Here is a 23372-nt window from a genome sequence, read left to right as displayed (position 1 = left end):
GCCTTCCTCGCAGTGCTCGTGTCCGTGCCCGTCTTGTGGGTGCTGGTCGAGGACCGGGTCATCAGGTGGGACATCGCCTGGACGGGTGCAGCMACGGTTCTTGTCGCCGCCACGCACCTTGTTGTGCTGCTCTGGGCGCGCAGCCTCCTCGGGATCCGCGCGATCGTGATGCTCTACTCAGTCGGCTTGATCGGTCAGGCATTCATGACCTCGTTCCAGGGATTCCCGGATAATCCATGGAAGTTCGGGCTCGCGTTCCCAGTCACCGCTTTACTCCTCGCCGTGATGATTCGCGGGCACAGGATGCTGACGATCGTGGCACTGGTTGTCATTGCGGGGATCTCGTTGAATTACGACTACCGATCGTTCATCGTCTTCGCAGTGCTCACCCTGATCGTGTGGCTGTGGGCGTCCCGCAAGAGCGTCCGTCCCCGGCGCGTCTGGTGGGAGATTGCTGTCTTCRCCGGCATCGCGTGGGTGATGTACCTCACGTTCGTGCAGCTCGCGCTCGCCGGATGGCTGGGTGAACGCAACCGCKCGGTAACCTCCGCCCAGATCGAGAGTGCTGGCTCTGCACTGGCCGGTGGGCGCGTTGAGAGCGCTGCATCGTTCGCTCTCTTCGCTCACCGTCCACTGGGATACGGGCCAGGTGTCGCACCGAACAGCGACGACTTCTCGGTTGGGGTGGGCGCACTAGTTTCGCGGGGCGTGAACGTGGACGGAACTTACGTTCAGGACTACCTCTTCGGTAGTGGAATCAAGCTCCACTCGGTGGCGGCTGACATGTGGGTCAACTACGGCCTCGCGGGCCTGTTCCTCGCGGGCGTGTTGGTGTGGATCATGCTTGGCTCGGTCGCCCGCAGCCTGCGCTCGTCCACCACCCCGGCCCTGCTCTACTTCCTCCCGATCGTTGGCGTCTGGGATATGGCGTTCTCGCCTATCGGGACCAACCTGTGGGAGGTCCTACTCATCGTGGCGTGCATAATCCCGGCCAAGGGGATGTCGGAGGCGCTTAGCGGACGGCCGGCGACGGTCGCCMTTAGCTAATCGGTCGATGGGCCTTCAGAACCGCGAGGGGTAGGGGCAAACGGTCGAACCTATTGCCAAAGCGGGACGAATAGGCCGGCCTGCGCTCGTCCCAAAAGATGACCAGGAAGGCCACATAGCTCCCCAGCGCAGCGAGGCGGAGACGTTACTACCTCACGCCAGCTCGTGGCTCATCCCGCCGGCATTTCTCGCGCTCGTGAACGACCTAGCGCTTTTGAAAGGGGTTGCGATCCCTCGCGCAGAGCTACTGAGTCGGCCCTACTGCCGAGGTGAACGTGGCAGCGAGGGCGGCGTACCCTGCGTCGTTCGGATGGACGCCGTCCTCAACGAGCAGATCGCTCCGACCCGCGAGCGGCTGACCAAGGTCAACAAACGTAGCCCCGGTCGCTGACGCGGCTGCTCGCACGGTCGCAATGGACGCTGCCAACCATTGGGGGGCGGCATCATCGTCCCAAACGGGGCTGCTGACGATGATTTGCGCGGCGGGCCACTGAGACTGAGCCGATCTGATGGTTGCCTCGACGGTTGCCTGGTGGTCGTCAACCGGTCCATCGTTCCGGCCGCCTGAGATCACGACGATATTTGGGGCGACTCCCTCGATCCCGTCGATGACCTCGCCGTAGGTTCCGCAGTAGTCGAGACCGCATCCCTCGACCCCGGATGTCTTGACGTATCCGGTGCCGCCGAGTGCGTGATTGGATTCGACCCATCCGAGTTCGCCTGACGCAAGAGTGGTCCACCGCAACGCCGGGGCTGACGCGCCCGCGCCTGCCGAATACGAGTCACCGATAAACAGTGCGACGGGTGACGCGGCCGCTGGCGTGGCCGGCGGGTCGAAGGCATCGGTCGGGCGCACGTAGGGTTCGGCTGCCGGCGCGCTAGACCCGACGATGAACGGTACGGCGAACAGTCCGACGATGACCACGCAGAACACTGCGACGACCCATGCGGCATACCGCCGATGTCGCTCTTCCAAGAGAATCTCCGCCTGCTGCGCTTCCTATGCCCCATTCGCCCATCGTGCCAGGACTCTGTTACCGGCCAGTAAACGGGCGGACATCCGACTAGCGCTATCGAACGCAGATAGAAGCCCGCGTCGGACGGTCGCGGGCCCCCTTTCCACGCTTGAGCTGGGGACCGGCGAGGGTGGCGGCATCCGGTGGCACCGGTCGCGCTCTAAACAGCGGCGGACGTGCGCACGATCGCGGCCGCGTGAGGCCAAGTCGACAGCTGGCGCAGGGCCCCCACTCGCGACCATGAGTGCACTCCTATGCGCCGAGTGAGCTCAACCCGTGGTCGACGTCACCGGCGCCGGGCCGGTCCGGCGGCTGGGCCCGAAGGTTCGACTACCCCTCAACCACCGGCATGGCAGCAGGTGGCCTCGGATTCTCTGGGAGAGGCGCCGGCATGGCGTCGACGTCACGCACCTGAGGGTCTGCCACGACCGCCTCCGGCGCCGCGCCGCCGGGGACCCCAGCGGGCGGGTCTGCAAGAGACGACGCCTTCGCGGCGCCGGCGCCATTGCCGCCGCTGGGCACGGTCGGCGCACGGAACAAGATCTCGTTTTCGAGTTTGAGCTCCAGCAGTTTCTGCAGAACCCCCGCGACGTCATCCTCGCCCCGTTCGTCGGGGAAGGAGAAGTAACGCCCGTGGGCCACCCCTGGTCCGAACCGGCCAGAGAGCTTGCCTCCCGGCAGCTTCGTGAACCTCCCCGGCGTCTTCCGAGTGACGTTGCCTGTGATCGGCATGTCGACGATGCCTTTGCCGAACAGAGGCCTGAGCGGCCCGCCGAACCAGTCGCCGAAGAATCCCCACTTGGCGGGGAAGTAGATATTCGACCAGCGCATGACAGCGAAGGGAACGCTGTGAGCCAGGTAGTGCCGGCCGCCGCGGACGAAGCCGTACTTCTGCCCGACGCCCTTCGGCTGCCCCTCGACAGTCTCGTCGCCATTGCGGGGTGGGCACTGGGCGATCTCGGAGTACTGCACCAGCTGATCGAACTCCTTGCGGTTCTTCGTGTACAGCAGATCCGCGAAGTACATGGGCGTGCCGAAGGTGATGAAATCGGTGACCAGCCAGGGCTGCGCGGCCCCGCGGCACTCGCGCCAGAGTGCGAACTGCGCGGCGCGAAACTTCGCGAGCTCGGCCTTCTGTTCGGCGTTCAGCTTGCTGTTGTCGGTCGGGTGTTCATGAACGGCTCTCGCCAGGCGTTCGACCTCGTCGAGAAGCGCGTACGGGGCGACTGGTCCCGGTGCCTTCTCGCGCGCGTCAGCCCCGTGAAGCTCATCCCAGTACGACATGAGGCCGTCGTAGGCGATGTAGCCGCCGAGGCTGTGGGCGGCGACGATCACTCGCGAGTAGCGGCCGTCCTCGTGGATGCCGCGCAGCAGGTCGACCATCCCCTCGCGGATGTCACGGCGCACCGCATACGAGCGGGGTGAGCGATCGAGATATCTCGCCACGTCCACGAACGTGTCCGTGAGGATCGTGCCCAGAATCGAGATCAGCTTGAGGATGACGGTCGCGAGGATCGTCGGCCCGAGGATCCCCACGAGAATTCCGCTGAGGGTCCACTCCTTGATCGCACCGCCCGAGACCAGGTTCTTGACGATTACCCCGACGAGCACCGCGACGATGATCCACAGCAGCCACCACAAGACGATGAGGCCCCGGGGAATCGTCTTGGGTGTGCGCCACATCATGCGGATGAGCGTCGGCACGAAGTCGGTGAGCTTGTTGCCGGTCATCTTGTAAGACCAGTGGTATTCGAAGAACTCCGTCTGGGCGTACTCCACCGGCCCCTTGTTGGGGCGCCGGGGTGCCAGCATCCGCCGCGCCTCGTACGAATCCGTGATCACGGCGGGCCGCGACCAGTACTCGCGATTGCCCTGGAACTTGGGCATGGCCGTTCGGACGAACTGCCGGAGCGTCTCGAGCGGCAATTGCTCGCCCATCCCGTGCACGATGACAACCGCCGTGCGCGCCGTGTCGGTGCTCGAATCGGCCATGACTCTCCTATGGGTACGTACCGCCGGTGGGGTAATGCAGGATCGCGTCCTCGCCGACCTCGGGGTCGAGCCACCGGACGGTCTGCGGGGTGACGTAGTTGAACCACAGTTCGGGCTTGTCGACGCCCCCGAGGATCGTCTCGATGGTGAGGGCGTCGGGATGCTGGAAGTACTTGCCATCCGAAGAGAAGAGGAAGTGGCGCGTCTGGAGGCGGTCGAGCAGCGCCGCGCTCCAATTGCCGCTGCTCCCGTGATGGGGCATCTTGATGGCATCCACCTCGAGCTGCTTGCCGGGCTTCAGGTAGGCATCCAGTGCCTCGAGCAGCGCGTCCGCGTGGGCGTCGCCGGTGAAGAGCACCTTGCGGGGGCCGACCTCGAGGGTGAAAGCGATGCTCGACCCGTTCGCGAGCGTGCGGTCGGGGCCCTTGTGAGCGCGCTCGCCGTCCTCGTCGCCCAGGGCATCGGGCTCGGGCCCCAAGGCGCGAAGACGCTTGTCTTTCCGCAGCCGCGCCAGCACATCGTCCTGGCTGCCGGTCGGGAAGCCCTCGGCCTTCATGATCTTGTTCCAGTCCTCGAGGAGCGCGGCGAGTCTGGCCTTCGTCGGCGACAGCACTCGGATGACCCCGCCGGCGGGAAGCGTCACCGGCTTATCAGGACGAGCCACCACCGGGCCTCCCTCGAAGGTGCGATTCCACGGCAGGTCGAGGTGCTCGATGAGGGCCTGCAGGTACTCGCCCTGCCTCGCGCCGAGGGCGTCGTCGGGGGACACCACCTGGTCGAGCTGTCTGGTCCCGTTGAACCAGACGTCATCGAAGGTCACTCCGAGCGACGGCAGGTCMTCCTGCAGAAGCCGGATGATGCCGTCGATGTGATCGCCGTCGATGTGAGTGATCACGAGCAGTTCGAAGTGCCGCTCCTCGAGGGGCAGACCTGTGATCCGCGCCAGGATGCCGGGGTAGACGTGGGAGGGTCCGCCATCGATGAGGATGCGGCCTGCCTTTCCCTCCGCGGCCTGGTAGCGCACGAGAAGGGCGTCGCCGTGACCGGCGGGCAGCATCTCCACCTGGATGCGCGGACGGAAGCTCGCCATGGTCCTACCCCTCACCGCTCGAGTGCATAGGAGCTGTCCGTGAACGAGGTCATCAGCAGCCCGGTGACCCAGCCCTTCTTCATCGTCCGACGGCGCATGATCGTGAGCGCTTCGCCGACGGTCCGCGGGCCATCCGGATCGTTCAGGAGCGCGACGAGCTCACCCGCGATGGGCGCCGCGAACCGGCCCAGGGTGGTGCCGCTCGTCCCGACGACGACCGACGCCCCGCTCACGCGGAAAGTCTCGACGAACGAGCTCAGCTCGTCCGTCGTCGCCGTGTCGCATCCGAGGAGCATCACGATCGGCCCCGCGGGAGACTGAGCCCAGGGCGCGCGCACGTAGGGGTTCACGATCTGATCGGAGTCGACGAGGTCGTCAGTGCCGAGCTCGAGGCTCTTCTGCGCGCTGTGGGTGAGCAGGACGAGCACCTGCGGGTGACCCGACGCGACCTCGGCGAGCCAGGTCTTCCAGTCGCGGATGAGCCCGACGCCGGCGATTCCCGCGGAAGCGATCGTGTCCAGCATCACCTCGGTGGGCTTCTTCCCGCCGATGGGGGACTTGTCGACGCGGTCCGAGATGCCGATGCGGACGTTGCCCAGTCCGCCGATGCGCTCGTCGCCGGTGGGGAACCGGCTGCGGAGGACCGCCGTCGAGTTCTCGGTCGGGTCGGGATAGCGAATTCGCTCGATCTGCTTGCGCACACCCCAGAACCCGGCGGGACACACCGGGACGGAGGGCGGGGGAATCACGTCGGGGCTCCAGGGCGGGCAGACCGGGCAGCTCCCGGTCTCGAGTGCGGTGTCGAAGCCGTCGCACCACTCGGCGTCGGCGCCGGGCTTCATGCGGTCGTACAGCAGCTCCACCGCGAGGCGGCTCTCGGTGGCATTGAACACCGCCAGGTGGACGAGCGACGCGCCGATGATCGCGTCGAGCTTCGGCCGGTCGGTGTTGGCGAAGTCGTTGACGAGCGAGCGGAAGGCCGGGAAACCCAGCCTGGCGAGCTCGGCGAACAGCGACGCGCCCGACCGGGACGCCAGCCACGTCGACTTCTTGCTGTCGGACTGAGCCCCGGCGAGCAGCGCGATGCTCTGCTGGGAATGCGTGCCGAGTCCAGCGAGCTCCGCGTTCAGGATCGGCCTTTCGAAAGGCGTGTCGTTCACCGGGGGCGACACCGGGATCAGCGCGTGGACGATCGGGCCCAGCTCGAGCATCGTGAGCACGTCGCGATCGGCCGATGGCGTCAACGCCGACAGATCGGCGAGCTGAGGGCCGACGACGAACTCCAGAGGGTGCGCGCCCTCGCGCCGCGCGGCGGCACCGGTCTCGGTCACGGGGCCCCGCAGCACGCCCATCTGCGCAACGCGACCGTTCAGGATGAGCGCGATGCTCAGCGCATAGTCGGATGCCCCGTCGGGCACGGTGACATCGAACGTCGCGACGTCGGAGGTCCGGGAGCGACCCACCCGCACCGCGGCGCTCTTGAGCTCGCCGCCCGAATCCCAGACGAGGATCTCGCAATCGGCGCCCTCGTGGAGGTCTTCGCTGTCGATCTCGGCGACGCCTCCGTCGGGAGTCCGGGCCACCAGCGTCCCATCCGTCACCGGGCCGATCCAGATGTCGACCTGATGATGCGCTCCGGCCCGGAAGGCTTCGCGGACCTCCTTCCCGTCGCGACGGACATCCGCCTGAAGGACCCGGGGCGCGGCCGGGTCGGGAAGCAGATCGACACCGAGCGCGTTGTCGGCACGCAGGTGGCGGAGCACGTGTGCGCCGTCCGTCTCGTGGAGGAACATCGACTCGTCCACCGCTTCGCCGAGCAGCGGAGAAAGTCCGCCGCCGCCGGCGACGTCCGCCTCGAACCCCTGGCGGGTCGCTTCCCTCAAGGAGCTCTGCCGCATGCGCAGGCGCACGTTCTCGAGCGGAGCGGATGCGGCATCCCCGGCGATCACGAAGCCGTCATCCGACACCCGTGCCGCCGCCACATCGAGCGGAACGTTGTGGCTCACCTCCTCCAGGACCCGCGCGAACCACCCCGCCTGCTCGGCGGGATCGTCGATGCACGGGACGAGGATCGTCGCCGTGCCGAGCCCGGAGGCGAGCTCCCGGATGCGCAGCCAGCGCTCGTGCGACGGCTCGCTTCCTCCCAGCACGAGGGCGCGCACCTCAAGTCCTCGCATCCCCGCGATCGCCTCGAGGTCGCTGTCATCCGCGACGAACGCGAAGTCCACCACTCGCGGTGAGGACCCGGCATCCCACTCGACGAAGTCCACCAGATCGTGCAGCCAGCCGTTCGACTGCTGACGCAGCGAATCCACGACGTCGGACCCGAGCGATCCCGAGGTTCGGAGAATCCGCAGCGGCCATCCCCAGTTCGGTTCGACGTGCAGGGCATCGTCGAGCAGCAGAACGGAATCGATCGAGTCAGCCCGTCTCATCTCGCGGGCGATCTGAAGTCCGGTTCCGTCGGAGAGATCGGTCAGAAGGCGCATTCTGTTGTGTGCGTCCGGCCCCGGAATGGTCGAACGCCACTGCTCATCGAGATGCTCGTAGTCTTCGACGATCGGCCTGACGTCGACCTTCGAGAGATCGACATCGATCCACCCCGGCACGAGCTCGGACTGCGGCACGTACCCCGCGGCCGCCAGCGCGTTCGCCAGCGCGACGACAGGCACGCCCGTCGTCGATGCCTCCGGCGCCCCCGCACCGGACAATCCGCGCGCAAGCGCGCTCATACCCAGATCAACCACGTCATCCCGTCAACAGCGGTCGTCCCCCACGCACTGTTTACCACCGCGGGGAAACTCCCTCAAGAGCCCTGTGAACCGGGCGCGTGAAGCACTTCCTTCCACGGGCGGCGCGTGCCATGGTGTTGCCTGCGGAACGTCGCGCCGGGGGATTCAAGAGATCGGACTCGATCATGAATGTCGCTGTTCGGAAAGCTTTGTGGTCGCAGGGTGCAGCACCCCGTCCGGTGGGCGGATGGAGCGACGAGCTCCGATGGTATGCGGCAGGGATCCACCAGATGAAGCTGCTCACGCCGGGGCTGGATGACGCGAGACCCGTCGCTCTGCGCGCGAACTTCCTGCTCGGCAGGCGACCTCGCACGGCGGCTCAGACCAATGAGCTGATCGGGCACCTCGGCACGCTGAAAGGCATCATCCAGCAGTGGTCGAGCCCACTTTCGCTGGGGTACCAGTCCCAGGTGCATGCGACGTTCCTCTTCGACGATGCCGACTGGCCGTCGTTCCGCGGCACCCGGGTGCTGTGGGAGGAGTGCGCGCACGGCAACTGGTTCTTCCTGCCGTGGCACCGCGCGTACCTCGCGGAGTTCGAGACCATCGTCCGCGCTCACATCAAGAAGCTCGGCGGCCCCCACAAGTTGTGGGCGCTCCCCTGTTGGAACTCCACGGACTACCGGACGATCCCGGATGCCGCGACCCTGCCGGCCGCGCTCACCGACCGGCTCGTTCCCCCCGGCATCGACATCCCGGGACTAGTGGAGAACGACCACCACGAGCGCATCAATCCGCTGTTCGAGCCGAGCAGGCGCGGCCCCGGTCCCCTCGGCCCGAACCCTTCGATCGCCGACTGGGCCGATGCGTCGGAAGCGCTCCTCAGGGCCCACTACGCGAACGCCGAGGCGACGAACCTGGTGTCGTTCGCGGGCGGCTACCTCGAGGATCTCGCGCAGTTCCACTCGTCGAACGAGTTGGGACAGATCGACCTCCAGCCCCACGGCGGTGGCCACATCGCTGTCGGCGGACTCATGGCGAGCTTCACGACCGCGGGCCTGGACCCCGTGTTCTGGATGCATCACGCCAACGTCGATCGCCTGTGGGAGACCTACGCCCACGACCTCGGGCACGGCTACCCGTTCCCGGCCGGCCGCCCCGCGGGAGCGCTGGCCCGTGAGGCGTTCGACTCCTGGTCGGAGCGGGAGTTCAGGTTCCTGCGCGCCAATGGCCGGGTGAAGGCGTGGACCGCGCCCCAGGTGCTGGACGTCGAAGCGCTCGGCTACCGGTACGCCACCACGGCGCCGCCCGTCTTCAGCCCGGTGCCGGCGCCGCCCGCGGGCGCGGACATCGATCCGTTCGGGCTCGATCAAGGGGACTTCACGCCGATCGCGGCATCCTCCGCGGTGGCGCTCGCGGGCACGACGACCGTCGAGCTCACGGGTGGAGACGGCGACGCGGCCTCCGCCGCACAGGGCCAGCGCTGGGCGATCCGGATGGATGGGATCCGATCGGAGCTCCCCGCTCAGACGTCCTACGCGCTCTACCTCGGCGACGATGCGGATCCCGCGGAGCCGTCGAGGCAGCCCGCGGGCAACCTGACGCTGTTCGGAGTGTTCGAGTCGAGCCTCGAGACCAACGGCGACCGCGGAAGCAGCCGCGTGTTCGATGTGACCGCTGTCGTGCAGGAGCTCACGGACTTCAACCCGCTGTCGGCGAGGGTCACCCTCGTGCCGGCGGACGAGGATCGCGACCTCGAGTCGATCGGCCTCACGATCGAGCGCATATCCCTCGAGGTCGGGTGACGGTGTCGCTGCTGCGCACCGGGCGGTCGCGCGCGTCGACCCGGCTCGATCCGCGCGGGTGGTCGCGGTCGCTGTGGCGGCCGGGGCCCGAGCGCTGGGTGTGGTCGGTGTCGCTCGCGGGATGGGCCGTGCTGATGTGGAGCGCTGTGGGGTGGTATCCGCTCGGGGCCCAGGGGAGTGGATATTCCTGGCAGCATCACGCTGTCCTTCCCCTGGCGCCCGATGCGGCGCAGGCGACTCCCGGGGCCCTCGAGTCAGCGGGAATGCATCTGCTCCTGTGGGTCGCGATGGCGGCGGCCACGATGCTGCCGCTCATCGCAGGGAATCTGCGGACAATCGGCCTGCGCAGTCCTCGGTCACGCCGCACGCTCGCGACCGTGGAGGTCGCGGCAGGGTGGAGCGCGGTGTGGGTCGCCGCCGGCGCTGCGGGTACCGCCGCGCTGATGGCAGCATCCGCTGTCCTGCCCGGATGGGTGGCGGTGCTCCTGGTCTGCGGAGCGGCGGTCGCGTGGCAGTTCACTCGTCTGCGGGATGCCGCGGTGGCGCGCTGTCACCGAGTGCTCGCCCCGCCGCTGGGGCGTGGGGCGAGCTCGGCGTGCCGGCGATTCGGTGTGTCGCTCGGCTGGGCGTCGGTGCTCGGATGCTGGCCGAGCATGGCGCTCATGAGCCTGTCGGGGCACAATCTGCTGGTCGTCGCGGTGCTGGGGTGGCTCGCGTGGCGCGATGTTCGGCTGCCGCACAACCGTCCGGGCCGGTGGACGTCCGCTGCCGTGCTCACGGGTGTCGGCGCCGTCGTGGCGCTCGCTCAGATCTGAGCAGGACCCGGCGTGTAGGCGAAGACCGGCGCGGCCCCTGTCGCCGGTGTCTCGATGTCGAACCACCAGACCGCGGCGGGGAGGGCTTGCGTGGAATGCACTGCCCCGAGCGCTTCGAGCGCCTCGACGAGCTCGGGTTTCGGCACTTCGCCCTCGGCGGTCGACCCGTACGTTCCTACGCGGGTCGAGAGCACCGACCACAGCGGGCGGTCGTCACCCCGCTCCGTCCTCCACAGGTCGACCAGTCGCCGCGGGGTCGCATTGCGGCTTCCGTGGTGGCCGACCTTGTAGACGTCCACGCTCGCGAGCTTGCGGCGCAGTGCTCGATCGGGCTTCTTCTTGTCCTCACCCTTCGCGTCCTTGGTGCCCAGCGCGCGATCGAGTGTGTAGCTCCAGTTCTCCACCTGCGCATCCCCGGCGAGCAGCAGGGTGCGATCGGCGACTCTCATCAGCAGGACGACGCTCGTGTTGTTGAGCACGTCCTCGAATCCCTCGACGATCTCGAGCACCTGTCGCGGTCCCTGCTCATGCAGGCGGTCGAGCAGCCACGAGGCCCGGCCGAGTCCGGCCGGCTCTGCCACGGTGAGCTTCGACGGCAGCAGCTCGTCCTTGGCGACCGGTGCCATCAGCGCAGGCTCGATCGTGTGGTCTTCCAGCATCCCGAGCCAGTACTCCGTCGAGCTGGATGCATAGCTCGTCATGAGTGGCGCCTGTAGGAGGGTCGGGGGTCCGAGCACCTCGAGTTCCACTCCGGGAAGCACGTCCTCGAGATCGTCCAGGACATCGTCGGCGCGCACCCATCGGCAGTGCTCGGGAGCGACCCAGTTCTCGAGCATGGCGACGGCATCGGGGTTCTTGATCCCGAGCGCGGCAAGTGCCTTGGCGCGCTCGGCGAGCACGCGGTCGTCGCCTGCGAACTGAAGGTCGACGTCGGCGTTCCGTTCGTCCAGCGAGTCGAGCAGGCTGAGGAAGCCGAGCGAGTCGGCGTCCAGATCATGCCCAGGCTGCTTCCTCGTCGCCTCGGGCATATCCGTCCACGGCCGCACGATCCTCGACGGGCTGAGTCCGTCCAGGTGCTTCTTGGCCTGCTTGCTGCCGAAGCCGCTCAGGTGGTCCTGATGGCGATGAGAGACCACGATGAGGTCCAGCTTGCCGCCGCAGTGCTCGGCGATCTTGCCCGCGACAGCGGCGACGCTCGGCCCGCCGTCCGCGCGCACCTTGGAGCCGAAGTCGATGAGGACGTGCCGCTCCGTCCGTTGATCGTCCAGCGGCACCGGATACGTCAGCGTGATGAGCAGGCAGTCCCCGAATCCCACGTTGTAGGTGCGGATCCGCAGGTGACTGGGGCCGGGCTTCACCATGAGTCGGCCGTCCTCCGCGGGTGCAGCAGCGCGAATCTCTCGTCGGCGTTCACACCGTCGGAGCTTCCGTAGCCGCCGCGGGTGTCGCTGATTCCGCGAGCGTAGAGATCCGCGAGGCGGCGCGTCTGCCGCTCGCCATCGAGGATCGGCTTGCGCTGATGCAGGCGGAATCGTCCGAACTGGTCGAACACGAGCACGCCGCCGCCCCACATCGTGATGCGGGCCCCGGCATCCATCCCCTCGGGTTTCCTGATCGAGTCCGGCAGCTGCCCGGCCGTCGTGATGATCGACTGCGTGTAGTCCGCCAGGATCTCGTTCACGATGAGCCCGTCGGCGCCGACGCGCGTCGTCGCGAGCACGCGATCGACGCGGGTGGCGAGCCGCACGTCGATCCCCAGGGCGCCCGCGTTGTTCCAGATGAAGGCGAAGACCTCCTCAGGACTGCTGCGGAGTGCCACGAGGTTGATGTGGTCGTAGCGGATGCGATCCGGTGGGGCGTCCGGGTCGCTGTCGAGCTCCGATGGTGCCGGTGCGGGTGCGGGCGATGTCTTTGGCGGCGGCGCGGCGAGTCCGTCTTCATCGACGATCTTGTGCTCGGGCGGCACGATGCCGAATTCCTCGAACGCGTCTTCTAGCGTTTCCCTGTCGAACGCATCGTCGGGGTTCAGCCGCTTGTCCGCCGTGACGATGGCATCGATCACATCGGCGAACTCGAGCTCGACCGGCGGCAGATAGTCGAGCGACCGGAGGATCATCTGCAGGAGATGGAATGCCGCCCGGCTCCCCTCCTCGGCGACTCGGGCGACGTTCACGCCCCCCGTCCGCTCGAGCTCGTCGATGCGCGTCGCCCACATGCCCGACAGAGTGTGCATGACAGCGGCCACCAGGATCTCGGCTCGGCGATGCGGCTCGAGGAACTCCGGGTCGCTGAGCAGGTTCGGATCGGGCTCCAGCGCCACCGACCGGCGGAGCGGCATCTGCTCGGCACCGGGATCGGGGGTGCGATCGCGCAGCGCACGAGCGCGGCCGAGCTGCTCTGCCAGCCCCATGAGTGCGGTGGACTTCAGGTAGTCGGCACGTCCGCGGATGCGCGCCTTCGACTGCTCGGTCTCATCGCGGAGGGATGCCGCCGCTCGGTCCGAAGGGAACGTGAACCTCTTCTCGGGCGAACGCTGAAGAAGGCGTCCGACCACACCCTCCAGCCCGAACACCGACAGCATCGCCACGATGTCGGCCAGCGCCTCGTGGAACGCGAGCTGATCGGGCAGCCCCGGCTCGACATAGCGGGGACGAAGCCCGTCGAGGATCGCGTGCGTCACCTCGTGCGCGATGACATCGAAGCTCAACGCCGCATGTACCGACGGCAGGCCGGCGATCGCGGGCAGCCAGCCGAAGATGACCGCACGGCGATCCGGCGCGTAGCGGGCGTTGGCGCCGAGCATTCCGCGCGGGACGAGGAACAGGTGCGGCCACCCTGACCGCCACGGGATGCGTCGCCCGAGATTGCGCTCGAACAGCTCCAGCGTGTTGTTCGCGATCGCGAACACGTTCTGAGCCCGGAACTCGGGAGTGTCGATCGCGTCCAGCGGCAGGGTGCCGTCGTCGCCGGCCCAGCGATCGTAGAGCTCCCAGGGAGCGCCTTCGACGGTCAGGAGGACGGGCGGTTTCGCGTCGACACCGCGGGCACCGGCATCCACGACATGGAAGCGATGGTTGGCGGGGCCGCGCTGCAGGCGCGTGCGGGGGAACGGGATCGCAACAGCCACCGGCAACCCGTCGACGGCGACTTCGGGATCCTGGGCGAGCACGGTGAGGCGCCCATGCGACGGAAGATGGACCGCGCCGTCGGCACTGTCGCTGATCCGGACGCCGTCTACGACTTCGGTGATCCTAGGCACGGCTGTCCTGCTCCGCTCCGCTGCGCGCACGCCAGATGGACGTCATCTCGCCGATTCCCCTCGCCCCGAGAAAAGTCATCGAACTGGTGCCGAGTCTGTCCCTCTGACGACGGTTTGCCAAGACCTGAGCGGTTCGACGGGGATCGGCGCCGGGTGCAGGTGCGCCGGGGGTTCAGCGGACGGGGACCATCGCGTCGCCCGACCAGACGACGAGCCCGTCGGGCGACATGGCGAGGGCGGCGGGGGCCGCGGCATCCGGAATCTCCGCGCATCCCGCGGGGATGCCCGCACCGGGGGTGCCCGCCGGGAACCGCGTCACCGCGAGGCCCGCGCACGTCGCGTCGGGTTCTTCGGGCTCTTCGGACGCTTCGGGCTCTTCGGGACGCGCCGCGACCAGGACGTCCCCGCGATCCACCGCGACGGCCGCCACAGCCGGAGTCGGGAGTGCGACCCACGAGCCACCGCTCCATAGATACGCCACCGCCTCGCACACCAGTGCCACGATGTCACCGGCGGCGCGGAGGCCGTGCGCTTCGGCGCAGGGGGCGCCCACCTCACCCGCCGGCAGATGAACGGTCGCGGGGTCGGCCGCGTCGATGAAGCGGGATGCCGCGAGCAGCCCCGGGTACGACTCCCAGAACTCGCCCTGGGTGAACGTCCGGAGGTACTGCCCCTCGCACGCCGCGCCGATGCCGGCCACGACTCCCGCTTCGCCCTCAGCGAGAGCATCCACTCCGGCGACCTGCGCGAGCCCCAGATAGCGGGCCGTGACATCCACCCACGTGGTGCCGGCGTCGGCGGAGCGTTCCACAAGCGGCTCCGCGCCGGAGCACGCACCCGCCGTCGACCGCCACCAGGTGGACCCGTCGATGCTCAGGAAACGCTCCGTCGAGCGATCCACCGGGGCGACGGTCGGTGTGGGTGTCGGCGTCGGTGTCGGCGTCTGCACGCCGAGCACGAAGGTGGGCACGGGGGCGGCGACGCCCGTCGTCGCGGCGGGACGCGCCTGCTGGTAGGCCAGCATGGCCACGGCTCCCACGATTCCGGCGAGGAGAAGGACGGCCACGACGCCGACCCACGATGCGGTGCTGCCTCCGCGTCGTGGCACCCCCTACCCGACCGGAGTCGTGTCGCTTCGCTGACGCTCGCTCGCCTCGTCGACGGCGTCCGCGGCAGGTCCGTCGGCGGTGGGAGCGGCGGTCACGGTGGATGCCGCGGAAAGCGGTGCCGGGGGAGTAGTGGGCTTGCCTTTGCCGCCGCGTCGCGTCGAGCGGGTGGCGGCCTCGGGTGCGTGACCGTACCCGTAGCCATACCCGTACCCGTACCCATAGCCGTAGGCGTCAGGCCCGCGGGTCGGCACCATCGAGAGAACGACGCCCACGACCTTCGCGTCGACCGTCTGCAGGGCATCCACCGCCCCGGAGAGCTGGTGCCGGTTCGTGCGGCCCGCCGACACGATGACGATCGCGCCGCTTGTGGCCTTCGCCAGAATTGCGGCATCCGTCACCGGCAGAAGCGGCGGAGCATCGCACAGCACCACGTCGAACTCGCTCTCGAGCTCGGCGAGCAGCGCATGCATCTGCGCGGAGCCGAGCAGCTCGCTCGGGTTCGGGGGGATCTTGCCCGCCGGAAGCACGAACAGACTGCGTTCGCCCCACGGGAGCATGACGTCGCCGACCTCGGCGCGTCCGATGAGCACATCGGTGAGACCTGCGCCCCCCTCGATCCCGAGATACTCGGCGATCTTGGGCTTGCGCAGGTCGGCGTCGATCAGCGCGACCCGCTTTCCCGCGTCGGCCAGGGCGATCGCGAGGTTGAGGGTCGTGGTCGACTTGCCCTCGCTCGGCAGGCTCGAGGTGATGACGAAGCTCGCCCGCCCGCCCATGTCGAGGAACTGGAGGTTCGTGCGCAGGGCGCGGAACGACTCGGCGCGAGGACTCCGCGGGTCGTCTTGCACGATGAGCGGCCGCTCCTTCGCCCGAGGGTCGAAAGCGATGGCTCCGATGATCGGCCGGTCGGTGACGAGCTCGATGTCCCGGGCGTTGCGGATGCGGGTGTCGAGCACCGACCGCAGCACGGCGATGCCGATGCCGATCGCGAGCCCGATCAGCCCGCCGAGGATGAGGTTGAGCGTGACGTTGGGGCTCGACGGGCTGAGGGCCGGCTGCGCATCCTTCACGCGCGTGAGCCGCACCGGGCTCGTGTCGGTGCCGTTCGGCGTCTCGATCGACTCGACCGCCGCCGTGAGACTCGCCGCGAGGGCGTTGGCGATGTCGGCCGCGCGCACCGCGTCGGTGTCTTCGACGGTGATCGTGATGAGTGTCGTGTTGAGCGGCGACGAGGCGGTGACCGCGCCGGAGAGCTGCGAGACCGTGGTGTCGATGTTGAGCTTGGCGATCACGGGATTCATGACGATCGGCGTGGCCACGAGATTCGTGTAGGTCGTCACGCGCGACTGAGTGAAGCTCGAGCCCTGCTGCATCTCGCTGATCGTTCCGCCGGCCTGTGTCGACACGAACACCGTGCTGCTCGCCTCGTAGGTCGGGGTGCGCGTCAGTGAATACGCCGCTGCGCTCCCCACTCCGAGCAGCGTCGCGATGGCGATGAGAATCCAGCTCTTGCGAAGGATCCGGATGTAATCAGTGAGCTCCATGACACCTTTCACTCAGAGGCCGAAATCCTGCGAGCGGATTCCGGTGGGGACCCCGAGGTCCGTCGATCGTGGCACAAGTGAGTTTCCAGCATCCCGCCTGCACATGTCGGGCGTGTAAACCGGGGACATCGAGGGAGTCACCTAGGGCGTCAGCCAGGGCGTCATCCGGCGGCGATCCGAAGCACCCGCAGCACGTCGTCGAGAGCGGGGACCAGCTGCGCGGCAGAGCGCTCGTAGGTCTCCCACGAGCGACGGAACGGGTCGATGACGTCGTCGTCGTCAGGATGCGCCGGAAGGATGCCGCGTCCTCGGCGGGATGCGACGACCGCGGCGGCGGCACGCACGCGTCGCGAGGCATCCGGAGCGGAATCGACCGCCGCGCGCAGCTCATGGTCGGACACCTCCGCGGCGAGCCGCGCGAACTCGCGGACCGTGAAGGTCGACCGCAGTCGGGAAGGGGCGAGCTCGGCGACATGGCGGCGATGATCACGCGTCATGGTGAGGATGAGGTCGGGCGAGACGAGGTGCTGCTCGAGGAGGTAGCGGGACCGATGGGACCCCGCGGCATCCGCCGTCACCCCGTACTGCACCGCGATCAGCTGCGCCTCCGACGTCATCGGCGCATGGCGGAGGCCGGCTGTTCCGGCGCTCGTGACGACGGCGTCGATGGGGGCGAGACGGGCGCGCAGGACCTCGGCCGCGAGCGGGGAGCGGCAGATGTTGCCCGTGCAGACCGTCAGCACCTCGAACACGGCAGAGACCTCCGGGAAACGTTGCGGAAAGACGAGGACGGTAGCGTGTAGCGCGTGCCGGACAACTCTACCGACGCCTCACCGGGCGTCCCGACGGGGTCGCCGACTGCCGCGACCGACCTCGCCAGCGCCGGGGATTCCCCTGCCGTGACCGACGTGGCGGACGAGACCGACCCGACCCCGGAGACCGACGTGACCGCAGAGGCGGACGCGACCGCGGTGACCGAGGAGGCCGACGCGACGGCCGTCACCGGGGAGCCCGGCGCGGCCCCGCGCAAACGGACGCATCGGCGCGACTGGCGGCTCGGCGGTCGCACGGTGGCGCGCTGGCGCGAGCTCACGCTCGGAGTCGCGATCCTCTCCCTCGGCGTCGCGGTCATCGCCGGCACCGCGATCATCACGTTCGTCGGCGCCGAGTGGGCTGCGCTCGCCGCGCAGCTGACGCTCTGGGCCGGGCTTCTCGTCGGGATCGTGTGGGCGTTCGCCCGCTCACGGCCCATCGGCCTGCTCAGGATCAGCGCTGCGGACGTCGTGTTCGGCCTCGCGCTCGGCATCCTGCTGCGATTCGCCCAGGGCTGGGTCGAGACCGCGACCGGCGGCTCGGGAGCCTTTCCGTCGTATCCCACGATCGGCGGGCAGCTCGGGTCGGACTTCCTGCTCACCGAGGTGATCAGCCCGGTCGTGATCGCGCCGGTGCTCGAGGAGCTCTTCTTCCGCGCCGTCGTGCTCGTCTGCGTGTACACCCTCCTGCGGAGGCGCTTCGGCAAGCTCATGGCGGGGATCGCTGCGGGTCTGGTGAGCACCGGTCTGTTCGTGCTGCTGCACTCCCTGACCCTCGTCCCGACCGTCGGCGACGTCATCTCACTCGCCCTGCTCGGACTCGTCTGCTCGGCCCTCGTGCTCCTGACGGGGCGCATCTGGGGCGCCATTCTCACGCACGTCGTCTACAACGGCACGTTCGTGCTGCTCGCGCTCGCCGGCACCCTCTGGGGCTGAGCGGGACCGAAGCGGCATCCCCATTCCGGAGCCCGCCCCCATTCCGCGAGCCCCCATTCGGCGAGCCGATACAGCAGCGACGACCCGATACGGCTGGGACCGTACGGGGCGTAGCGGCTCGTCCAGAACGTATCGGCTCGCCATCGAGGGGAACCTCACGCGAGCGTCGGGGCCAGCTCGTCCTTGATCCAGTCGGAGAGGACGGGCCCGAGATCGTCGCGATCGAGGGCCAGCAGGATGCTCGACTTGAGGTAGTCGAGCCGGTCGCCCGTGTCGTACCGTCGGCCCGAGAACACGACCCCCAGCACCGGACCGGCGACCGTCTCGTCGGCCGCGAGCTCTTCGAGCGCGTCGGTGAGCTGAATCTCGCCGCCYTTGCCCGGACTGGTGTTCTCCAGCACGTCGAAGATCTCGGGCTTGAGCACATAGCGACCGATGATCGCGAAGTTCGACGGCGCCTCGGCTGCCGAGGGCTTCTCGACAAGGGCTTTGACGGTCACGACATCCGGTTCGTCGGTGAACTCCACATCCGCGCACCCGTAGAGGTGGATCTGGCTGGGATCGACTTCCATGAGCGCCACGACCGTCGCCGAGCGCGCCATGGAGACCTCGATCATGCGCGAGAGGAGCGGATCGCGCGCGTCGATCAGGTCGTCGCCGAGGAGCACAGCGAAGGTCTCGTTGCCGACGTGCTTGCGCGCGCGCAGCACGGCATGCCCCAGCCCCTTCGGGTCGCCCTGGCGGACGAAGTGGATGTCGGCGAGCGAGCTCGAGTGCATGACCCGCTCGAGTTTGCTGTGATCGCCCTTCGCCTCGAGAGTGTGCTCGAGTTCGGTCACGCGGTCGAAGTGGTTCGCGAGCGCGTTCTTGTTGCGCCCGATGATGACGAGTACGTCATCGATGCCCGCGGCGACCGCCTCCTCGACGACGTACTGGATCGCCGGCTTGTCGACGACCGGAAGCATCTCCTTCGGCATCGCCTTGGTGGCCGGCAGGAACCGGGTGCCCAGACCTGCGGCGGGAATCACGGCCTTGATCGCGTGTGGGGTCATGGCGCGACGGTATCCAACGCTCGTGAAGGGCCGGTTACAGCCGCGTGTCGCACCAGCGCGCGTGCGGGCGAGCCGTCACCCGGTCGGCGGCGCCTGCTGCGCCCAGTTCGCCGGCGGCTCGGACCGGCCGTTCTCCCGCAGCCATCGCTGACCCTGCTGCGTGAGCGCTTCGATCAGCGGAAAGATCTGCTCGGGCGGGATCCGGACGCGCGCGGCGACTTTGACCGGCAGCCGGGCAGGCTCGGTCTCGCCGGCGCGCGCGGCGGGCCCCTTCACGGACAGGAAGTCGAGGACGAACGTGTTGGGCGTGTGCCAGATGTTCGCGAAGTCCGCGAACACGCCCGTCTCGATCTCGCTCGGCAGAGTGACATCGAACTGGATGTTCGGGGGCGTCGGGTTGTCGGTCACCTGCTCACGCTAGGCGTGGGCGCCGACAGCGGCAAGGACGCCGTCGGATCGGATGCCGCTCCTCCGGGGCCCCGCCCCTGAGCGGCGCTAGACGGCGACGAGCGTCGGGTCGGCTTGATCCCACTTCTGGGCGGTCTGCAGCATCCAGAAGACGAGGAACAGCGCGAGCGCGAGCGACTCGCACACGAGCACGCCCCAGGCGTCGCCACCGCCGAAGAGCGCCGACGGGATGAGCACCCCCATGTCGAGCACCATCAGCACCGCGATGACGATGTACGAGATGCGGAAGGGTCTCGTCGGGGGATACTCGTCCTCCCGCCGCCCGATCGCGTTCACCACCGCGACCGCGGCGATCAGGCCGAAGAATGCCACCGACGCGATGACATGCGCGTAGGTCAGGAACGTGTCGAAGAAGAATCCCCAGGCGATGGTCACGACCGCGATCACCGCGATCGCGATCAGCGCGCCCGGCACGAGGCGTCGGAACCCGGGCATCGCGATCGCGACGATCACTGCCAGCGTGCCGACGATCAGGTAGGTCGCGACGCCGTTGTTGATCGAGGGCCAGAACGCGCTCGGCACGCACGCGTCCACACAGCCATCGTCGAGTCCCGGCACAGAGCCGGGGGCGATCTCGGCGGGCACGATCGCGATGAGCGGGGCGACCAGGGCCGCGGCATCCAGCAGCACGGGCTCCGCGTGGCGCCCGGAGAGGGCGAGGAGTGCGAGCGTGCCGGCCAGCAGGGCGCCGACGAAGCCGTTCTGGGCGGGGGTGTAGTAGTAGTGGCTGATCGACGGCAGCAGCCCCACCACCGGGATCGCGACGGCGACCGACACGAAGATGACGACGACGGTTGCCGCGAGACCGATCCGCAGGTAGCGGTAGGTGCGCTGCAGCGAGGTGGTCTCAGCGGTGCGTGTCATGGTCACATTGTGGCCGACGACGGCGGCTCCGCGGTCAGGGCTACAGGCCGGTCCAGCGAGTGAGCGGCCAGAACAGCACGAAGGCCTTTCCCACGACGTCCGGCCGCGTCGCCCACCGCCAGCAGTCGGCGGGCGGGCTGTCACCGCGGCAGCCCACGGCTGAGTCGGCCGAGTTCGCACGATTGTCGCCGAGCATCAGGAACGAGTCGGCGGGAACCTCGACCGGGCCGAAGCAGCGCGACGATCGGGGGGTGGTCGTGCAGTCCAGCACGCCCGCTTCGAACGGAAGGTCGTACGTCACGTACGGCTCCTCGAGCGTCTGTCCGTCGATCGTCACCTGCCCGTCCGCGGTGCAGCACTCCACCGTCGTGCCCGGGGTGCCGATCACCCGCTTGATGAGCGTGTGCGCACTCGAGGGGCCGAAGCCGGTCACTTCGCCCACCCACCGCAGTGCGCTCTTGATCGGGTTCGACGCTCCGGACGGCTCGATCTGCCACGCCGGTCCGGCGTCGAAGACCATCACATCGCCCGTGCCCGGAGACGACCCCTGGTACGCGAGCCGATTGACCATGACGCGGTCGCCCGGCTGGAGGGTCGTCTCCATGGACCCTGACGGCACCCAATAGGGCTTGGCGACGAAGCTCAGGACCAGCCCCGTCACGACCACCGACGCGACCAGCGGGAACCAGCTGCTCCCCAGAACGCGGCGCCAGAGCGGCTTCCGCGCGGGGCGCGCCTGCGTCTGGGTCACAGGTTCACGGTACCCGTTCGACTGAACCGAGGCTTCAGGGGGTGATGGGGGTGATGGGGCCCCGGTCTTCGAACTCCGTCCCCAGGCCTGCACCGGTGGCAGGCGCTACGCCAGGGGCGCCGGGTGCCGAGGCGGTGATCGTCCAGGGGCTTCCCGCCGGGGTGGTGGACTGTCGCGTGGTCAACGGGACGGTCGCCTCGATGACCACTGTGGACTCGTTCGGCGCAAGGACGCCCGTCCACGCGAACGTGTACCGGATCCAGCTCGCATTGTTGATGATGACCGTCTCCGCCGGCCCGGATGCTTTCCAGTCCGGGGCGCCCATCAGGATGGTCGGTGTCGCACCGGCGAGGTAGAGCTCGGTCGGATTCTGGATGGTCACCACCATCGTGATCGCGGTGACCGTTCCTGTCGCGCCGGGTCCCGTGAAGATCACCCTCGTATTCGCGGTGAGCCCGACGATCCCGCCGGTGGCGTCGTAGGCCCAGTAGTACGAGAGGTTCGTGAAGTTGAGCTGTCCCGTGGCGGTGACGCTTGCCGCGGCCGCGGGTGCGGGCAAGGACAGCAGGATGACGGGAGGCGCCCACGCGCCGGCTTTGAGCAGCGTACGGCGGTCGATCGCCGGAGTGCCAGGCTCAGCGTCAGTACCCATGAGGCCCCCTCTCAAGGTCTCCCGCGGCTCGCCCGGGCTGCCCGGGTGGCCGCGGAAGAGAACACCGTCAGGCTATCGGCCCGGGTTGCTCTCCGAGCACCCACTCATGCAGTTCCGAGATGAAGCGCGCTCGCGAGAACACCTGGGTCCGCTGCCGGAAGGCGCCGGCATCCAGCGACGTCGCCTGGTGGATGAGCTCGTCCCAGTCGTTCGTCTCCTCGATCTCGCACGTGACGCCACCGCCGACGATCTCGACGGTCTCGGGCACGCCGCCCACCGAGTTCGCGATGATCGGCGTTCCGCAGGCCATCGCCTCGACCGGCATGATGCCGAAGTCCTCGACGGCGGGGAAGACGTAGGCGAGAGCGCGTGCGTACAGCGCGAACAGCATGGCGTCGGAGGGCGCGACGATGAACGTCACCTCGGCGCTGGACGCGGCCGCAACCGCACGCAGCTCGTCGTGGCTCGGACCGGTGCCGGCGATGACCACGGGCACCTTCGCGTGGGCGCCGATCTCGATGACCCGGTCGAGGCGCTTGTATGCCACCATCCGGGATGCGCCCAGCAGGAATGTCTCGGGCAGTGCATCCAGCTGCCGCCGCTCGTCGTCGCTCAGGAAGGGAGACCAGTCGTCGGTGGCCATGAGGGTCTGGGTGTCGACGGGTGGGTAGATCACTCGCGAGGGCTGATCCCAGGCCCGGGCCACTCGCTCGCCGGTGAACCGGCTGTTGACCGCGATCGACGTCGCCTCGGCGGCGCGGCGGCGGTCGATCGGCTTCAGCAGTGCGCTGGCAGCCCGCACCCATGCCGCGTTGCCGCGGTGGTCGCGCTCGGGCTCCCAGATGTAGCGCGCGGGGGTGTGCGCATAGACGTATTTGCGTGTCCCGCCTCGTGCCTTGACGTGGTGGGCGAACAGGTGCGAGCTGACCAGCATCCATTCCGGCGAGCCGGGTGTCGGCATCCGCCACGTGGGAATCATCGCGGGCAGCGCGAGCACCTTGTGGTTGCGCAGGGCTGTGCGGGCAATCCAGGACTCGGTGAAGGAGCTGCCGTCCAGCATGGGGGTGTCGTTCCAGAGAACGCGGACCCCGACCTCCGGAAAGGCGTCCATCATCGCGTCGAGCACCCGTTCCGCGCCACCCCAGCGCTCGACCCACTCGTGGACGATGAGTCCGCGTGATATCGCACTATCCGCCTGCACAGGCAGCCCCGTTGCTTCAGATACGGCCATCGATGACCCCCCAGTCACACGCATGCCTCGTGTTGCCCTCGGGCGAGCGAGGAGACCTCGTGAGACTCAGATCCACCAGGCTTGCCGCAGCTCCAACGGCTGCGACGACGCAACGGCTAGGCTACCCCGGACTTCGCCGGCTGCAACTCCTTGATGTGAACGTGCGTGAAGAACGTCGCATATCAGATCGCGGATGT

The 23372-nt window shown here is 68.4% G+C and carries 19 protein-coding genes; 4 read left to right on the top strand and 15 right to left on the bottom strand.

Going from position 1 to position 23372, the window contains the following annotated elements; translation table 11 throughout:
* On the top strand, positions 1–1047 hold a 1047-nt coding region (locus AC1DP3_RS13780; RefSeq protein WP_477294177.1), incomplete at its 5' end, for a hypothetical protein.
* 244 nt (positions 1048–1291) lie between these two features.
* Here the strand turns inward: AC1DP3_RS13780 and AC1DP3_RS13775 are convergent.
* The 4 genes from AC1DP3_RS13775 to AC1DP3_RS13760 form a co-directional block, all read right to left on the bottom strand.
* On the bottom strand, positions 1292–2023 hold the full coding sequence (locus AC1DP3_RS13775) for an SGNH/GDSL hydrolase family protein (protein WP_477294175.1): 732 nt from the start codon (positions 2021–2023) through the stop codon (positions 1292–1294).
* A 370-nt stretch (positions 2024–2393) separates the two neighbouring features.
* The gene (locus AC1DP3_RS13770; RefSeq protein ID WP_477294173.1) at positions 2394–4055 is read right to left on the bottom strand and encodes a hypothetical protein; all 1662 of its coding nucleotides are present in this window, start codon (positions 4053–4055) and stop codon (positions 2394–2396) included.
* A gap of 7 nt (positions 4056–4062) precedes the next feature.
* The gene (locus tag AC1DP3_RS13765) at positions 4063–5145 is read right to left on the bottom strand and encodes a ComEC/Rec2 family competence protein (protein ID WP_477294171.1); all 1083 of its coding nucleotides are present in this window, start codon (positions 5143–5145) and stop codon (positions 4063–4065) included.
* A gap of 11 nt (positions 5146–5156) precedes the next feature.
* Positions 5157–7877, bottom strand: coding sequence for a hypothetical protein (locus AC1DP3_RS13760; RefSeq protein ID WP_477294169.1), 2721 nt, complete (start codon positions 7875–7877; stop codon positions 5157–5159).
* Between the two features lie 290 nt (positions 7878–8167).
* On the opposite strand from AC1DP3_RS13760, the gene AC1DP3_RS13755 reads away from it, so the two are divergent.
* Positions 8168–9682, top strand: a complete 1515-nt coding sequence (locus tag AC1DP3_RS13755) for a tyrosinase family protein (RefSeq protein ID WP_477294167.1) — start codon at positions 8168–8170, stop codon at positions 9680–9682.
* Positions 9679–10497, top strand: coding sequence for a copper chaperone (locus AC1DP3_RS13750; RefSeq protein ID WP_477294165.1), 819 nt, complete (start codon positions 9679–9681; stop codon positions 10495–10497). Before AC1DP3_RS13755 ends, AC1DP3_RS13750 begins: the two co-directional genes overlap by 4 nt.
* Here the strand turns inward: AC1DP3_RS13750 and AC1DP3_RS13745 are convergent.
* The 5 genes from AC1DP3_RS13745 to AC1DP3_RS13725 form a co-directional block, all read right to left on the bottom strand.
* Positions 10488–11858 carry a ComEC/Rec2 family competence protein gene (locus tag AC1DP3_RS13745; protein ID WP_477294163.1) on the bottom strand — a complete coding sequence of 457 codons (1371 nt, stop codon included), beginning with the start codon at positions 11856–11858 and terminating at the stop codon, positions 10488–10490. The two genes, AC1DP3_RS13750 and AC1DP3_RS13745, sit on opposite strands and share 10 nt — an antisense overlap.
* Positions 11852–13756 carry a gluzincin family metallopeptidase gene (locus AC1DP3_RS13740; RefSeq protein WP_477294161.1) on the bottom strand — a complete coding sequence of 635 codons (1905 nt, stop codon included), beginning with the start codon at positions 13754–13756 and terminating at the stop codon, positions 11852–11854. The genes AC1DP3_RS13745 and AC1DP3_RS13740 overlap by 7 nt, the downstream gene beginning before the upstream one ends.
* Before the next feature lie 172 nt (positions 13757–13928).
* Entirely contained in the window at positions 13929–14864 is a 936-nt protein-coding gene (locus AC1DP3_RS13735) for a hypothetical protein (RefSeq protein WP_477294160.1), read from the bottom strand.
* A 3-nt stretch (positions 14865–14867) separates the two neighbouring features.
* On the bottom strand, positions 14868–16409 hold the full coding sequence (locus AC1DP3_RS13730; protein WP_477294158.1) for a tyrosine-protein kinase domain-containing protein: 1542 nt from the start codon (positions 16407–16409) through the stop codon (positions 14868–14870).
* A gap of 161 nt (positions 16410–16570) precedes the next feature.
* The gene (locus AC1DP3_RS13725; protein ID WP_477294156.1) at positions 16571–17161 is read right to left on the bottom strand and encodes an arsenate reductase/protein-tyrosine-phosphatase family protein; all 591 of its coding nucleotides are present in this window, start codon (positions 17159–17161) and stop codon (positions 16571–16573) included.
* A gap of 54 nt (positions 17162–17215) precedes the next feature.
* Between AC1DP3_RS13725 and AC1DP3_RS13720 the strand changes: the two genes are divergently transcribed.
* Complete coding sequence (locus AC1DP3_RS13720; protein ID WP_477294154.1) at positions 17216–18157, top strand: lysostaphin resistance A-like protein; 942 nt, start codon at positions 17216–17218, stop codon at positions 18155–18157.
* 155 nt (positions 18158–18312) lie between these two features.
* Here AC1DP3_RS13720 and galU read toward each other — a convergent pair whose 3' ends face one another.
* The 6 genes from galU to AC1DP3_RS13690 form a co-directional block, all read right to left on the bottom strand.
* A complete protein-coding gene (galU, locus tag AC1DP3_RS13715) occupies positions 18313–19209 on the bottom strand; it encodes a UTP--glucose-1-phosphate uridylyltransferase GalU (RefSeq protein WP_477294152.1) in 897 nt (298 codons plus the stop codon).
* Between the two features lie 75 nt (positions 19210–19284).
* Positions 19285–19617 (bottom strand): DUF3467 domain-containing protein, encoded by a 333-nt coding sequence (locus AC1DP3_RS13710; RefSeq protein WP_477294150.1) that lies wholly within the window; start codon positions 19615–19617, stop codon positions 19285–19287.
* 87 nt (positions 19618–19704) lie between these two features.
* Positions 19705–20541, bottom strand: coding sequence for a hypothetical protein (locus AC1DP3_RS13705; RefSeq protein ID WP_477294148.1), 837 nt, complete (start codon positions 20539–20541; stop codon positions 19705–19707).
* Positions 20542–20581: 40 nt separating this feature from the next.
* Positions 20582–21292 carry a signal peptidase I gene (lepB, locus tag AC1DP3_RS13700; protein ID WP_477294146.1) on the bottom strand — a complete coding sequence of 237 codons (711 nt, stop codon included), beginning with the start codon at positions 21290–21292 and terminating at the stop codon, positions 20582–20584.
* Positions 21293–21326: 34 nt separating this feature from the next.
* Positions 21327–21944 (bottom strand): hypothetical protein, encoded by a 618-nt coding sequence (locus AC1DP3_RS13695; RefSeq protein ID WP_477294144.1) that lies wholly within the window; start codon positions 21942–21944, stop codon positions 21327–21329.
* 67 nt (positions 21945–22011) lie between these two features.
* A complete protein-coding gene (locus tag AC1DP3_RS13690) occupies positions 22012–23175 on the bottom strand; it encodes a glycosyltransferase (RefSeq protein ID WP_477294142.1) in 1164 nt (387 codons plus the stop codon).
* Positions 23176–23372 lie beyond the last annotated feature (197 nt).

The sequence above is a fragment of the Microbacterium sp. P5_B6 genome, assembly GCF_056400345.1.
This window is presented reverse-complemented; position numbering and strand designations above follow the sequence as displayed.

Bases quoted from the DNA above. Each gene is read 5' to 3' on its own strand.
- AC1DP3_RS13770 (WP_477294173.1), bottom strand. From the start codon at position 4,055: ATGGCCGATTCGAGCACCGACACGGCGCGCACGGCGGTTGTCATCGTG.
- AC1DP3_RS13760 (WP_477294169.1), bottom strand. From the start codon at position 7,877: ATGAGCGCGCTTGCGCGCGGATTGTCCGGTGCGGGGGCGCCGGAGGCA.
- AC1DP3_RS13755 (WP_477294167.1), top strand. From the start codon at position 8,168: ATGAAGCTGCTCACGCCGGGGCTGGATGACGCGAGACCCGTCGCTCTG.
- AC1DP3_RS13745 (WP_477294163.1), bottom strand. From the start codon at position 11,858: ATGGTGAAGCCCGGCCCCAGTCACCTGCGGATCCGCACCTACAACGTG.
- AC1DP3_RS13730 (WP_477294158.1), bottom strand. From the start codon at position 16,409: ATGGAGCTCACTGATTACATCCGGATCCTTCGCAAGAGCTGGATTCTC.
- AC1DP3_RS13705 (WP_477294148.1), bottom strand. From the start codon at position 20,541: ATGACACGCACCGCTGAGACCACCTCGCTGCAGCGCACCTACCGCTAC.
- AC1DP3_RS13695 (WP_477294144.1), bottom strand. From the start codon at position 21,944: ATGGGTACTGACGCTGAGCCTGGCACTCCGGCGATCGACCGCCGTACG.
- AC1DP3_RS13690 (WP_477294142.1), bottom strand. From the start codon at position 23,175: ATGGCCGTATCTGAAGCAACGGGGCTGCCTGTGCAGGCGGATAGTGCG.